At 57.8% G+C, this 13,448-nt stretch carries 12 protein-coding genes; 8 read left to right on the forward strand and 4 right to left on the reverse strand.

The genetic code is table 11. The features are described 5' to 3' along the window. The first annotated feature begins 1 nt into the window (after position 1). The gene (locus FKM52_RS15470) at positions 2-919 is read left to right on the forward strand and encodes an SPFH domain-containing protein (RefSeq protein ID WP_141177055.1); all 918 of its coding nucleotides are present in this window, start codon (positions 2-4) and stop codon (positions 917-919) included. Then, positions 919-1,398: an NfeD family protein gene (locus FKM52_RS15475; RefSeq protein WP_141177056.1), complete on the forward strand. Its 480-nt coding sequence runs from the start codon at positions 919-921 to the stop codon at positions 1,396-1,398. Before FKM52_RS15470 ends, FKM52_RS15475 begins: the two co-directional genes overlap by 1 nt. A 19-nt stretch (positions 1,399-1,417) precedes the next feature. Here the strand turns inward: FKM52_RS15475 and cueR are convergent, their stop codons facing one another. Beyond that, entirely contained in the window at positions 1,418-1,825 is a 408-nt protein-coding gene (gene cueR / locus FKM52_RS15480; protein ID WP_141177057.1) for a Cu(I)-responsive transcriptional regulator, read from the reverse strand. Positions 1,826-2,079: 254 nt separating this feature from the next. Here cueR and FKM52_RS15485 point away from each other — a divergent pair, with 254 nt between their 5' ends. The 4 genes from FKM52_RS15485 (at position 2,080) to ybaK (ending at position 6,741) form a co-directional block, all read left to right on the forward strand. Then, on the forward strand, positions 2,080-2,379 hold the full coding sequence (locus FKM52_RS15485) for a TM2 domain-containing protein (RefSeq protein ID WP_141177103.1): 300 nt from the start codon (positions 2,080-2,082) through the stop codon (positions 2,377-2,379). A 311-nt stretch (positions 2,380-2,690) separates the two neighbouring features. Next, positions 2,691-5,210 carry a copper-exporting P-type ATPase CopA gene (gene copA / locus FKM52_RS15490; RefSeq protein WP_141177058.1) on the forward strand — a complete coding sequence of 840 codons (2,520 nt, stop codon included), beginning with the start codon at positions 2,691-2,693 and terminating at the stop codon, positions 5,208-5,210. Positions 5,211-5,287: 77 nt separating this feature from the next. Next, positions 5,288-6,091 (forward strand): TraB/GumN family protein, encoded by an 804-nt coding sequence (locus FKM52_RS15495; protein ID WP_141177059.1) that lies wholly within the window; start codon positions 5,288-5,290, stop codon positions 6,089-6,091. A 170-nt stretch (positions 6,092-6,261) separates the two neighbouring features. Beyond that, a complete protein-coding gene (gene ybaK / locus FKM52_RS15500; protein ID WP_141177060.1) occupies positions 6,262-6,741 on the forward strand; it encodes a Cys-tRNA(Pro)/Cys-tRNA(Cys) deacylase YbaK in 480 nt (159 codons plus the stop codon). Here ybaK and FKM52_RS15505 read toward each other — a convergent pair. Beyond that, positions 6,738-7,601: a LysR family transcriptional regulator gene (locus tag FKM52_RS15505; protein ID WP_141177061.1), complete on the reverse strand. Its 864-nt coding sequence runs from the start codon at positions 7,599-7,601 to the stop codon at positions 6,738-6,740. The genes ybaK and FKM52_RS15505 overlap by 4 nt on opposite strands. 87 nt (positions 7,602-7,688) lie before the next feature. On the opposite strand from FKM52_RS15505, the gene FKM52_RS15510 reads away from it, so the two are divergent. After that, the gene (locus FKM52_RS15510; protein ID WP_141177062.1) at positions 7,689-8,123 is read left to right on the forward strand and encodes a multidrug/biocide efflux PACE transporter; all 435 of its coding nucleotides are present in this window, start codon (positions 7,689-7,691) and stop codon (positions 8,121-8,123) included. 47 nt (positions 8,124-8,170) lie between these two features. Here FKM52_RS15510 and ushA read toward each other — a convergent pair whose 3' ends face one another. Then, the gene (gene ushA, locus FKM52_RS15515) at positions 8,171-9,889 is read right to left on the reverse strand and encodes a bifunctional UDP-sugar hydrolase/5'-nucleotidase UshA (RefSeq protein ID WP_141177104.1); all 1,719 of its coding nucleotides are present in this window, start codon (positions 9,887-9,889) and stop codon (positions 8,171-8,173) included. A 502-nt stretch (positions 9,890-10,391) separates the two neighbouring features. Between ushA and ybaL the strand changes: the two genes are divergently transcribed. Further along, positions 10,392-12,089: a YbaL family putative K(+) efflux transporter gene (ybaL, locus tag FKM52_RS15520; RefSeq protein WP_141177063.1), complete on the forward strand. Its 1,698-nt coding sequence runs from the start codon at positions 10,392-10,394 to the stop codon at positions 12,087-12,089. 27 nt (positions 12,090-12,116) lie between these two features. Here ybaL and FKM52_RS15525 read toward each other — a convergent pair whose 3' ends face one another. Next, the gene (locus FKM52_RS15525) at positions 12,117-13,421 is read right to left on the reverse strand and encodes an inosine/guanosine kinase (protein ID WP_141177064.1); all 1,305 of its coding nucleotides are present in this window, start codon (positions 13,419-13,421) and stop codon (positions 12,117-12,119) included. Between the last annotated feature and the right edge of the window lie 27 nt (positions 13,422-13,448).

The raw sequence follows: 13,448 nt of genomic DNA on the forward strand, positions 1-13,448 counted from the left end.
TATGTTCGCCGTTATCCCCGTGCTTATTGTTGTCGCATTAATTATTGTCTGGTCAGGGGTAAAGATCGTACCCCAGGGCTATCAGTGGACCGTTGAGCGCTTTGGACGCTATACCAAAACGCTGCAGCCCGGCCTTAATCTTGTCGTTCCCTTCATGGATCGCGTTGGTCGCAAAATCAATATGATGGAGCAGGTACTGGACGTACCTTCGCAGGAAGTTATTTCGAAAGATAACGCCAATGTCACTATCGATGCCGTCTGTTTTATTCAGGTGATCGATCCGGCGCGTGCCGCCTATGAAGTCAGTAATTTAGAGCTGGCGATCATTAATCTGACGATGACTAATATTCGTACCGTGCTTGGTTCTATGGAGCTGGATGAGATGCTGTCACAGCGCGACAGCATTAATACCCGTCTGCTGCATATCGTTGATGAAGCCACTAATCCCTGGGGCGTAAAGGTAACGCGTATTGAAATTCGCGATGTGCGCCCGCCGCAGGAGCTGATCGCCGCCATGAATGCCCAGATGAAAGCGGAACGCACCAAGCGCGCCGATATTCTGGCGGCGGAAGGTATCCGTCAGGCGGCCATTTTACGCGCCGAAGGTGAAAAGCAGTCTGAAATACTGAAGGCGGAAGGCGATCGTCAGGCGGCCTTTCTGCAGGCTGAAGCGCGCGAACGCGAGGCGGAAGCGGAAGCGCGCGCAACGCAGATGGTTTCGGAAGCGATTTCGGTAGGTAACGTGCAGGCGGTGAACTACTTTGTCGCCCAGAAATATACTGACGCCCTGCAGGCGATCGGCGCCGCCAATAACAGTAAAGTGGTGCTGATGCCGCTGGATGCCACCAGCATTATGGGTTCCATTGCCGGCATCAGCGAACTGCTGAATGAAACCAGGACAACACGGAGCGACAGTTAATGCTGGCCGCTTTGGTAAGCCATCCGCACTGGTTCTGGCTAACGCTGGGCGGCCTGCTGTTAATCGCTGAGATGCTGGGCACTAACGGTTACTTACTGTGGAGCGGCATCGCTGCGCTTAGCGTCGGGCTGTTATGCTGGACGCTTCCGCTTTCATGGGAAACGCAGGGTGTGCTCTTCGCCCTGTTGACCCTGATTGCCGTTTTCCTCTGGTATCGCTGGCTAACGAAACGTCAGCGCCGCCCGGACGCGTTACTGAATCAGCGTGCGCTACAGATGGTCGGCATGACGCTGACGCTCACCGAGGACCTGGTTAACGGACTGGGACACGTTCGTATTGGAGACGGCAGCTGGCGCGTACAGGCGCAGCAGGATCTGCCTGCCGGAACGCGTGTGGTAGTGGTAAGTATGGAAGGCGTTACGTTGCGTATTGCCCCGCAAATATCTGAGCATCCGGCACGCCAGCAGGGCGAACGCTAAGCGCTTTTTCGACGTTATATCAATTCTGTTCGCTGTGACAGCAGCCCGCCAGATTATTAATAATCGGACAATCTGCGCTCTCATCGCCAGGGCAGATTTCCGCCAGCGCCAGCAGCCGTTCGCGCATCAGGTTCAGCTCATTAATATGCGCTTCAATCTCCTTTACTTTTCGCAAGGTGCGGGCTTTGACATCGGCGCTGTGACGAGCGGGATTGTTAAACAGCTGTACCAGTTCCCGGCACTCATCCAGATTAAAGCCAACCTGACGCGCCTGGCGCAGCAGCGTTAGCTCTTCAAGGTGGCGAGCCGTATAGCTGCGGTAGCCGTTTTCACTGCGCAGCGGCGGCGTAACCAGTCCTTTTTCTTCGTAAAAGCGGATCGCCTTGCTGGTCAGGCCGGTTTTTTTTGCCACATCGCTGATATTCATGGTCTTCCCCTTAGGTTGATTATGGACAGCCTGACGCCGGCCGTTATCGGTATGCTTTTCCACCGACGCTTATAGCGCTCATCCTACAAAAAATCTACGCGTTCAAAAGCGTCACAACAGCGCTTTTACAAAAAGAGCCGCCGCCTGATATCCTGGCATGGCTTAACGTGCAGAGTGATATTGATCAAGTCAACGCAACAGCTAACAAATATAAAATGCCGCTCCTTGTAATTATGAATAAATCAGGAATGGTTATGTCAGAGATGGTTTTTTGTCGTGGCTGCGGTAAACAAATTCACAATAGCGCAAAAGCTTGTCCCGGCTGCGGCGCTACGCAATCTGCGGCCGGCCAGGGGAAAAGTCGTATCTCGGCGGCGCTTTTCGCCCTTTTCCTCGGCACTATTGGCGCGCACAAGTTTTATCTGGGTAAACCTGGTCAGGGCATCTTATACCTGCTCTTTTGCTGGACGTTTATACCTTCCCTCGTCGCTTTCGTTGAATTTATTATCTATCTCTGTACTACCGATGAAGATTTTGCCCGCAAGTATGACTAAGGCGAATAAATCAACGACTGCGTGACGCTAACCGGCGTAACCTTAACTGATAAGCGCAGCAGCCATCTGCGCTCTGTCCTTGCTGTAGCTGGCCTTCACGACGGCCACGGTTTTTCTCGCCGCCGCGCTATCAGACGCCCTTCTGTCCTGTCGGTTCGCCGCTCTTTTCCCCTGTGGATGAAGAAGGATAAAGCGCCGCCCTGCCTGCATCCTGAAAACTTCGCGGGAAAACTTGACCTTCCCCTTGAAGGAAGGTTTACCCTTAGATCTCATCAAAACAGTATTTTGCTCAGGCAGAAAGGAGATAGTTTATGCCACAAACCATCAATCTGGCGCTGGACGGCCTGTCATGCGGCCACTGCGTTAAGCGCGTCAAAGAGGCGCTGGAACAGCGCGCAGACGTTCAGCAGGCTGAAGTGACGTTAAACGAAGCGCAGGTAACGGGTGAAGCCAGCGCGGAAGATCTGATCGCCACCGTTGAGCAGGCCGGCTATACGGCCAGCCTCCAGCAAGGCTCGCGCCCAAAGCCTGAACCGCTGACAGCATCAGATGCCGCGCCGGAAGCGCTGACAGCGGATCGTTCACAGCTTCCGGCACAGGCTGATGCCGCAGCGGAAAACTATCAGCTGCTGATCGACGGCATGAGCTGCGCCAGCTGCGTCAGCCGGGTGGAAAAGGCGCTGGCGCAGGTTGAAGGCGTGCGACAGGCGCGCGTCAACCTTGCCGAGCGCAGCGCGCTGATTATCGGTTCTCCGCAGCCGGAGGCGCTGGTCGCCGCCGTGGTTAACGCCGGCTACGGCGCGGAAGTGATCGGCGACGAAAGCGAACGGCGCGAAAAACAGCAGCTCAGCGCGCAGCAGGCGATGCGCCGCTTTAGCTGGCAGTCCGCGCTGGCGCTGGCGCTGGGCGTACCGTTAATGATTTATGGCCTGTTCGGCGACAATATGATGCTGACCGCCAGCAACCGCAGCGGCTGGCTGGTGGTGGGCGTCCTGACGCTGCTGGTGATGATCGCGGCGGGCGGCCATTTCTATCGCAGCGCCTGGCGCAGCTTGCGCAACGGCTCCGCCACCATGGATACCCTGGTGGCGCTGGGCACGCTGGCGGCCTGGCTCTACTCCATCAGCGTCAACCTGTGGCCAGATTTCTTCCCGGCGGCGGCGCGCCATCTCTATTATGAAGCCAGCGCCATGATTATCGGCCTGATTAATCTGGGCCATGCGCTGGAGCAACGCGCGCGCCAGCGCTCTTCGCGCGCGCTGGAGCGCCTGCTGGATCTGACTCCGGCCACCGCTCGCGTGGTCACGCAACAGGGCGAGCGCAGCGTACCGCTCAGCGAGGTTCAGCTGGGCATGACCTTACGGCTGACGGCCGGCGATCGCGTCCCGGTAGATGGCACGGTGAGCGAGGGCGAAGCCTGGATTGATGAATCGATGCTCACCGGCGAACCGCTGCCGCAAAACCGATCGGCGGGCGAGGCGATCCATGCCGGTACGCTGGTGCAGGATGGCACGCTGCTGTTTCAGGCCAGCGCCATCGGCAAAAATACGACGCTGTCGCGCATTATCCAGCTGGTGCGTCAGGCGCAAAGCAGCAAGCCCGCCATTGGGCAGCTGGCCGATCGTATTTCCAGCATTTTTGTCCCTGCGGTAGTGCTGATCGCCCTGTTCAGCGCTGCCGTCTGGTATTTCTTCGGCCCGCAGCCCTCGCTGGTTTATATGCTGGTGATCGCGACGACGGTACTGATTATCGCCTGCCCCTGCGCGCTGGGGCTGGCCACCCCGATGTCGATTATCGCCGGCGTGGGACGCGCGGCGGAGTTCGGCGTGCTGGTGCGCGATGCGGACGCCCTGCAGCGCGCCAGCGAGCTGGATACGCTGGTTTTTGATAAAACCGGCACCCTGACCAAAGGCGCGCCGCAGGTAACGCAGATCGTCGCCTTTAACGATTTTAGCGAAGCGCAGGTGCTGCGCTGGGCGGCGGCGCTGGAGCAGGGATCGAATCATCCGCTGGCGAAAGCGATTCGCGATCGCGCCGGCGAGAACGCTAACTTACCGGCCAGCGATCGGTTACGTACCCTACGCGGGCTGGGGCTGAGCGCGATGCTGGAAGGCAGAACGATGCTGCTGGGCAACGCCGCTCTGCTGGCGCAACAGCAGACAGAGGCGCAGCAGGCGATGGCCCTTGCCAACGAACAGGCCGCCCAGGGCGCTACGCCGGTTTTTCTTGCCGTTGATGGCAAGCTGGCGGGGCTGCTGGCCATTCGCGATCCGCTGCGCGCGGAAAGCGTCGCGGCGCTACAGCGCCTGCACGGGCTGGGCTACCGCTTGATTATGCTGACCGGCGATAACGAAATCACCGCCCAGGCGATTGCTCGCGAAGCCGGGTTGGATCAAGTTATCGCCGGCGTGCTGCCGGACGGCAAGGCGCAGGCGATTGTGCGTCTGCAGCAGGCGGGGCATAAGGTCGCGATGATCGGCGACGGTATTAATGACGCGCCCGCGCTGGCTCAGGCCGACGTCGGAATCGCCATGGGCGGAGGCAGCGATGTGGCGATCGAAACCGCCGCCATGACCCTGATGCGTCACGATTTGCACAGCGTGGTCGATGCGTTAGCTATTGCTAAAGCCACGCTGCGTAATATGCGGCAGAATCTGCTGGGTGCATTTATTTATAACTCATTGGGTATTCCCATTGCGGCCGGCGTACTGTGGCCGCTGACGGGAATGCTGCTCAGCCCGGTGATTGCCGGAGCGGCGATGGCGCTCTCTTCCATAACCGTGGTCAGCAATGCGAATCGCCTGCTGCGTTACCAGCCGCCAAAAGCGTAACCTTCCGCGCTTTCGCCTGTTCATCTGTAAATGAAACCGCTAGCATGGGGCGTTTACGGGCGGAAACGGGTGAATAGATGGAGAACTGGCTGTATAACCTGAAGGCGCTGTTCCACCGGCTATTGCCAACGCACTACCGCTGGCCTGCTTCCGATATCTGGCTGCCGGGGCAGCGGCAGCTGCATCTGGTGGGCAGCATCCACATGGGAACGCGCAATATGATGCCGCTGCCGCCGGCGCTGCTGCAGAAGCTGGAAACGGCCGACGCCCTGATTGTCGAGGCGGATATTACCGGCAGCGCCTCGCCGTTTAGCTACAGCGAACCCCAGCCGCCGCTGACGGAAAGGCTTGATGCGGATACCCTGCAGCGTCTGAGCCGCCTGTGCGATGAGTTTCAACTTACGCTCGCCCAGCTCGATCCGCTGCCCGCCTGGCAAATCGCCCTGATGCTGCAGGCCCAGCAGGCGCAACGGCTGGGCCTGCGTCCCGATTACGGCGTTGATTATCAGCTGTTGCAGGCTGCGCACAGCCGCGGGCGGCGCGTTATTGAGCTTGAAGGCGCCGGAGAACAGCTCGACCTGTTGAAAATGCTGCCGGACAACGGCGGCTCGCTGCTGGCCGATACGCTGGAGCACTGGCACACCAACGCCCGCCTGTTGCAGACGATGATCGGCTGGTGGCTGGATAAACCGCCGCAGCAGCAGCATCCGGCGCTGCCAACCACCTTCTGCTCAGAACTGAACGATGTGCTAATGAACCAGCGCAACCAGCGCTGGGACAGCCAGCTGCGCGCCCTGCCGCCGGGCCGTTACGTAGTGGCGGTCGGCGCGCTGCATCTGTACGGCGAAAACAATCTACCTGCGCTGCTGAAACGTAAATAAAAAAAAGGCCAATATTGCTATCGGCCCGTCAAAGAGGAATTAGTTTTTATGATTTTGGTTATTCATCGGCAGATGAACTGCCAATGCGTGAGCAATTTTCTCTCAAAGTCTGGCGTTTCGCCAGCGCTATTTTTCACCAATTTGTAAGTTTACACTGTCAGGAACAAGCGATGACGCCCGCGATAAAACTGCTGGAAAAAAACAACATTCCTTTTACTCTCCACCCTTACGAACATGACAGCCATGAGACCAACTTCGGCGATGAGGTGGTGCGCAAACTCAATCTCAATCCGCAGCAGGTGTATAAAACCCTGCTGGTAGCGCTGAACGGCGATGAAAAACATCTTGCCGTCGCAGTGACGCCGGTAGCCAGCCAGCTGGATTTAAAAAAAGTGGCAAAGGCGCTGGGAGCGAAAAAAGCGGAGATGGCCGATCCGCAGCTGGCGCAGCGCGTAACCGGTTATCTGGTTGGCGGCATCAGCCCGCTGGGGCAAAAAAAGCGTCTGCCGACGGTGATCGATAACCAGGCAAACGCCTTTCCTACTATTTTTATCTCCGGCGGCAAGCGCGGTCTGGACATTGAGCTGGCCGCCAGCGATCTGGCCGCGCTGCTCAACGCCAGCCTGGCTGATATCGCCCGCTGCGATTAGGCGCGCTGGGCGCACAGCCGGTCAATCATCCAGCGCCCTGCCGGCCCCGGCGGGGTGCGCGTTGACCATACCGCATCCACCGCGATGTTCTGCGGCCAGCCCGCTACCGGCAGCGCCACCAGTACGCCATGTCCAAACTGCTCCACCAGCCAGCGCGGCAGAATCGACCAGCCGAACTCCAGCTCCGCCATTTCCAGCAGCAGTAGATAAGAAGGAGCGGTCCAGACCTGCCCGCGCGACATATTTTCCCTGCCCGCCCAGGTGTTGAGCTTTAGCTGACGCACCCGCTCCAGCTCCGCCTGGCTAACCGACGCCTGACGAGCCAGCGGATGACGGCGGTGAATAAAAATCGCCATCTGCGCCTGTACCTGTAAGCGTGAGGCGACGATCGGCACGGGTAGCCGTTGCTGCGCGCGGATTACGCCGAGGTGGCTGCGTCCGCTTTGCAGCAGCTCGATGACATCTTCGTCCTCAGCAAGCATACATTCCAGTTCAATATGGGGATAACGCGCCGCAAACTCTTTCAGCAGCTGTTCATGATGATCGGCCTGCCAGAAATCGGACACCGCCATGCTAAGGCGCGGCTCAACGTCTGTCGACAGCCGTACCGCCAGTTCATCCAGCCGCTGGCTGGCCGCGAGAATATCTTCGACCTGACGCAGCGCCCGTACGCCCGCCTCGGTTAAGAGCGGCGCGCGCCCCTCCCGATGAAACAGTTGAAACCCCAGGTCAGCTTCCAGATTGGCTACCGCCGCGCTGATGGTGGACTGGCTTTTTCCCAGCGCACGCGCCGCGGCGGAAAAAGAGCCGCTTTCTACCGTTTGCACGAACGCCTGCAATGATTCCGGTGAATAACGCATCTTTCTATCGCTTTTATCGATGGGTGGTGATTTCATTTTAACGGAAGAGATAAAGAAAATATGCCTTCTGTTAAATAAGGAGGGGTTATGCGTACCCGTTCGTTTAAAGAACGCCTGTTACATGCCGTTGGCTTTGAAGCGCTGGCTATTTTAACGGCGTCGCCCGTAGCGGCGTTAATCATGAATAAGCCGCTGTTTCAGATGGGCGCGGTGGCGCTAATGCTCTCAACGGTGGCGATGCTGTGGAATATCATCTATAACGCGCTGTTTGATCGCCTCTTCCCGCCGGGCAAGCCGCGACGGCTGGGATTACGTACGCTGCACGCGCTCGGTTTTGAAGGCGGTTTTATCATTATCGGCCTGCCGATTGCCGCCTTTATGTTAGATATCAGTCTGTTGCAGGCGTTTATGCTGGAAATCGGCTTCTTCATCTTTTTTCTGCCCTATACCATGCTTTATAACTGGTTATGGGATAAGCTGCGGGAAAAATGGCTGGGCCAGCGCGCCGGCGCGCCGGGCTGAAGCTGAACGCCAGCCCTCGCCGCCCGGCACGGCGAGGGATTCAGGGCTTACTCTTCGCCGGTCAGCCAGGCCAGGATCATCTGCGGATAGCTGCGCCGGCGTTTTTCCTGCTGTTGCTGGCGCTCCTGCTTCTGTTGCGCGCTAAGATAAACGATCTCCCCGCGCGGCATATAATCTGCCGCCTTCAGCGGCGAATGCTGCTCAATATATTGCTTCAGCACTTCCGCATCGACAAAGCCGGTATTAACAAAGCCCGGCAGCTTATCGATAGCCGGATAGCCATCACCGCCGCTGGCGTTAAAGCTCAACGTCGCCATACGATACACTTTATCTGCCTGCAGCGGTTCGCCGTTGATTTTTATTTCACTGACGCCTGCGCCATCCGCCACCAGGCTGACGTTGGCAAACTGCGCGTAAGCGCCGGAATCAACCTGTTTGTTCGCCACCACGGCGAGATATTTTTCCACCTCGCTGCCCTTCATCTCTACATGGCACAGCGTATTACCGAACGGCTGCACCTTCAGCACATCTTTATAGCTAATCGGCCCGGCGGCGATAGAATCACGCACGCCGCCGCCGCTCATCACGGCAAAATCAGCCTTTGTCCGCTCAATCTGCGCCATCAGCATCAGCCGCGCCAGGTTGGTCTGGACAAAGCGCACCTTGTGACGATCGCCTTCCAGCCGCTCATCAACGCTGCCCACCTGCACATTCAGCTGCGCCTCGCCTTTTTTCTGGAAAGGCATCAGCAGCTTCAGCATCGCGCTGTTAGGCGCAATTTCAGGCTGATAATTAATCCACTCTTCTTTACCTTCGCTGTTTTTAACCTTGTGCTTCAGATTAACCGGTATCAGCTGATAATTTTCCAGCGTCAGCACGCCGTCTCTGAAGGTGAAATCGGCGCGGCCCACATATTTGCCCCACTCATGCGCCTGCACGATCCAGGTTCCATTTTGGCGATCGGGCCTGCAGGGCGATCCCGGCACATAATCCACCTGTTTCTGATTATCCTGCGCCATGCATACCGCATCCTGTGAATGGCCGCCGACGATCAGATCGAGATAGCCCATCGGCAGCGCACGCGCCATTTCCACATCGCCGGGCGCGTTAGAGCCATGTTTGCCGTCATCGTAATGCCCCATATGGGTAGCGGCGATAATGACATCCGGCTTTTCCGTCGCGCGTAGCGCTTCCACCACGCTTTTCGCCTCGTCCGCAGGCGGACGAAATTCAATGTCGGTCAGGTATTCCGGATTGCCGATTTTCGCCGTGTCATCGGTGGTCAGACCGATCACCGCAATTTTCAGACCCATGCGGTTAAACAGCGCATAAGGCTGGAAAAGACGCTGTCCGCTGCTTTTTTGATAGATATTGGCTGAAAGTAACGGAAACTTCGCCCATTTTTGCTGCTGACGCAGCACGGAAAGCGGGTTATCAAACTCATGATTGCCGATCGCCATCGCATCGTAACCTACGAGGTTCATGCCGCGAAAGTCTGGTTCCGCATCCTGTAGGTCCGATTCAGGGACGCCGGTATTAATATCACCGCCGGAAAGGATTAACACCGCGCCGCCATGCGCCTGCACATCATAGCGGATGGTATCCACCAGCGTTTTTTGCGCCGCCAGACCATACTCGCCCTGCTCATTCTGCCAGAAGCGCCCGTGATGATCGTTAGTGTGCAATACGGTAAATTTATAGACGCGCCCCTTTTCCCAGGCCAGCGTCGGCGCAGAACACAAAGACAGGGAGAGGATCCCGCCCATAATTAAGGTATTGATAAAGCGCAACGTTGTTCTCCTTGTCGACTCGCTTTGAGGCGCGTTATGCCGCCGTAGCGGGGAAGCGGCGCCCTGCTGATAAAATTGTCCGCCATCGCGTAAAAAAGCGGTCCTGTTAGCGCTAGTTATGCCTGAAGCGGAACGCTGCCGCAATCTTCTGCGCCGCAAGTAGGAAAAGTTTTTCCATTGCGGCAAAGATAGCTGCAAAACGGCGGGCATTTCGCTTTTTTGCTACGCTTGCCTTCCTTTTAAGGTCCTTAACCGCTCAGGCAGCCATGTTTATCCTGCTATTTTTGTAAAAAAAAGAAACCTGTCGGCAGTAAATATCAAGGGCACAGGGTCATAAGTAAAAAAAATGGCTGTCAGATTCAATTTTTTAGATTTACCGCACTTTTTTCAATTTTTCTCCGTTGATAGTCACGCAAACGTCCCCATTTTGCTTTACACTGTTTACAACCGGACACAGTTGCACACAGAAGGAGACAGCATGCACCACACCACCCCGCTGATTACCACCATTGTCGGAGGCCTTGTTCTCGCCTTCCTTTTGGGAATGCTCGCCAACCGCCTGCGAATTTCCCCGCTGGTGGGCTATTTACTGGCGGGCGTGCTGGCGGGTCCCTTTACGCCCGGTTTTGTCGCCGATACCAAGCTGGCGCCGGAACTGGCGGAGCTGGGCGTGATTCTGCTGATGTTCGGCGTCGGTCTGCATTTCTCGCTGAAAGATTTAATGGCGGTAAAAGCGATCGCCATTCCTGGCGCCATTGCGCAAATTACCGTGGCGACACTGTTAGGTATGGGTCTAAGCCTGGCGCTGGGCTGGGGCTGGATGAGCGGTCTGGTGTTCGGCCTCTGTCTTTCCACCGCCAGTACCGTGGTGCTGCTGCGCGCGCTGGAAGAGCGACAGCTGATTGATACCCAGCGCGGGCAAATCGCTATCGGCTGGCTGATTGTTGAAGACCTGGTGATGGTGTTGACGCTGGTGCTGCTGCCCGCCATCGCCGGGATGCTGGAAAAAGGCAACGCCAGCCTGACGCTGCTGGCGTGGGATCTGCTGCTGACTATCGGCAAAGTCGCCGCCTTTATGGTACTGATGATGGTGGTAGGCCGCCGCGTGGTGCCATGGATTCTGGCGCGCAGCGCCGCGACCGGTTCACGTGAACTCTTTACGCTATCGGTGCTGGCGCTGGCGCTCGGCATCGCCTTCGGCGCCGTTGAGTTTTTTGATGTCTCCTTTGCGCTGGGCGCCTTTTTCGCCGGTATGGTGCTGAACGAATCGGAACTGAGCCATCGCGCCGCCCATGACACCCTGCCGCTGCGCGATGCGTTTGCCGTACTGTTTTTTGTGTCGGTCGGGATGCTGTTCGATCCGATGATTATGGTGCAGCAGCCGCTGGCGGTACTGGGCGTGTTGACGATTATCGTGCTGGGCAAATCGCTGGCGGCATGGCTGCTGGTAAGCCTGCTCGGTCATTCGCGCCGCACCGCGCTGACGATTTCCGTCAGCCTGGCGCAAATCGGCGAGTTCGCCTTTATTCTTGCCGGCCTCGGCATCGCGCTTAATCTGCTCAGTGATGAGGGGCGTAATCTGGTGCTGGCGGGCGCTATCCTGTCAATTATGCTCAACCCGATTCTGTTTACCCTGCTGGAGCGCTACCTGGAGAAGAACGAAAACTTCGAAGAGCAGAGCCTGGAAGAGGCGACGGAAGAAGAGAAGCAGATCCCGGTTAATATCTGCAATCATGCGGTGATCGTCGGCTACGGCCGCGTAGGCAGCCTGGTGAGCAAGCTGCTGATGGAGGCGGAAGTGCCGATCGTGGTGGTGGAAAACGCGCGTAATCGCGTTGAGACGTTACGCGAACAGGGCATCCGCGCGGTGCTGGGCAACGCGGCGCGCGTTGAAACCATGGAGCTGGCGCGTCTGGACTGCGCCCGCTGGCTGCTGATGAGTATTCCTAACGGCTACGAGGCCGGTGAAATTATCGCGGCGGCGCGCGAAAAACATCCTCATCTGGAAATTATCGCCCGCGCTCACTACGACGACGAGGTGCACTATATCCTTGAGCGCGGCGCTGATAACGTGATTATGGGCGAGCGCGAGATCGCCAACAGTATGCTGGCGACGCTGAAAGCGGGGCTGGAAGCGCAGCCTGTTATCCAGCGGCCGCAGCACCAGCATGGATAACGGCGCGGCCTCCGCCGCGCCTGGGGCTTAGCGTTCCCAGTAGGCCTCTTCGAGGCTGTCTTCCCGCTCCGGCAGGCCGCGCGTCAGGCGCGGCGAATGCTGATTCAGCACCTGATAGCTGACGCGGTTGGCATATTTGCACACCTGCGCCAGCGAAGAGTAGGTCAGGTAGCTGCGCTGATGCTTGCTGGAGTTGGGCACCTTATTACGGTGATAGCTGTTGGCGGTAATATCGTGCAGCAGCGCCGCCAGCGCGCCATCCCCTGCCCCGTTAGTGTTCATGATCTTCTCCGGCCCGCCCATATAAGGGGCGATATGCGAATAGATGCGGCGCGGCTGCTGACAATCCTGATGGCGCATGGCGCGGCTGAACTCATACTGATTAAATTCCGCAATGGCGCCGGGCAGCAGCGGGTGATTGGTCTGGCGCTTCGCGCTCTCTTCGGTATAGCCCGCCATGTACAGACCGTTAGGCCCGGCGGTGCAGAGCACCAGATCGACCCATTCCAGCGCTTTATCCGCCGCCTGTAGCGGATCGGCATAGCCGGTCAGCTCGAACCCTTCCTCTTCGTTCATCGCCAGGATGGAAACATGCTCGCGCAGGAAATCGCGCCAGAACTGCGGATTTTCTGCGATCACATGTTTGGTGCCCAGCGTCAATACTACCGGTACGTTGTACTGTTTCGCCCAGGCAACCGCCTGCATGGTCGCCTCCGGCATCGGCTCGCCGGGCTTGCAGCGTACCAGATAGGAGGTCAGCACCAGCGCCGAGGCGCCGGCAATTACCGCTTCCGGGATGCTTTCCGGGCGCAGCTGGTTCATCATGCCGGGACTGATGGCGAAGGTGCGCTCGCCGTTATCGCCAATCAGCGTAAAACAGCGGCCGATGGCGCCGTCAACGCCCTGCAGATAGTTAAGATCGGTGCGGCTGGAGGTATTACAGAGATAACGGTAGGCGTAACCGCCGATCTGCACGTTATTACACATCACGCCGAGCAGCACGGAGCGATCGTCCGCCAGCACCGAATAGTTGTGCATGGTATTGCCGATGGTGCCGCCGGCAAACTGGTGGGTGATCAGATTCTCACGCATCAGCTCGGCATAGAGCGCATCGGCAACGTCATCTTCAATCACCAGCGAGTGGCCAACGCTGAGCCCATAGCGCGCCACAAAGGCGTTGTCGACCCTGGCCTCAATATCGACCAGCGTTTGATCGATGCCGACTACCCAGCTGGTGCCGGTTTCACTTTCGGGCTGGACGGGCTGCAGAAGCGGATCGCGGGCGCTGACGGGAAAATAGTGTTTGGATTTGCGTTGGCCGGGAAATTTCATGATTGTTGGCTTCAGAATGAAACAGGC

It is taken from the genome of Mixta tenebrionis, assembly GCF_006517625.1.
Taxonomy (GTDB): domain Bacteria; phylum Pseudomonadota; class Gammaproteobacteria; order Enterobacterales; family Enterobacteriaceae; genus Mixta; species Mixta tenebrionis.

Coding starts and splice junctions, on each gene's coding strand:
- cueR (WP_141177057.1), bottom strand. CDS start 1,825: ATGAATATCAGCGATGTGGCAAAAAAAACCGGCCTGACCAGCAAGGCG.
- FKM52_RS15525 (WP_141177064.1), bottom strand. CDS start 13,421: ATGAAATTTCCCGGCCAACGCAAATCCAAACACTATTTTCCCGTCAGC.
- FKM52_RS15475 (WP_141177056.1), top strand. CDS start 919: ATGCTGGCCGCTTTGGTAAGCCATCCGCACTGGTTCTGGCTAACGCTG.
- FKM52_RS15495 (WP_141177059.1), top strand. CDS start 5,288: ATGGAGAACTGGCTGTATAACCTGAAGGCGCTGTTCCACCGGCTATTG.
- ushA (WP_141177104.1), bottom strand. CDS start 9,889: ATGGGCGGGATCCTCTCCCTGTCTTTGTGTTCTGCGCCGACGCTGGCC.
- ybaL (WP_141177063.1), top strand. CDS start 10,392: ATGCACCACACCACCCCGCTGATTACCACCATTGTCGGAGGCCTTGTT.
- FKM52_RS15485 (WP_141177103.1), top strand. CDS start 2,080: ATGTCAGAGATGGTTTTTTGTCGTGGCTGCGGTAAACAAATTCACAAT.
- FKM52_RS15510 (WP_141177062.1), top strand. CDS start 7,689: ATGCGTACCCGTTCGTTTAAAGAACGCCTGTTACATGCCGTTGGCTTT.
- FKM52_RS15505 (WP_141177061.1), bottom strand. CDS start 7,601: ATGCGTTATTCACCGGAATCATTGCAGGCGTTCGTGCAAACGGTAGAA.
- ybaK (WP_141177060.1), top strand. CDS start 6,262: ATGACGCCCGCGATAAAACTGCTGGAAAAAAACAACATTCCTTTTACT.
- copA (WP_141177058.1), top strand. CDS start 2,691: ATGCCACAAACCATCAATCTGGCGCTGGACGGCCTGTCATGCGGCCAC.
- FKM52_RS15470 (WP_141177055.1), top strand. CDS start 2: ATGTTCGCCGTTATCCCCGTGCTTATTGTTGTCGCATTAATTATTGTC.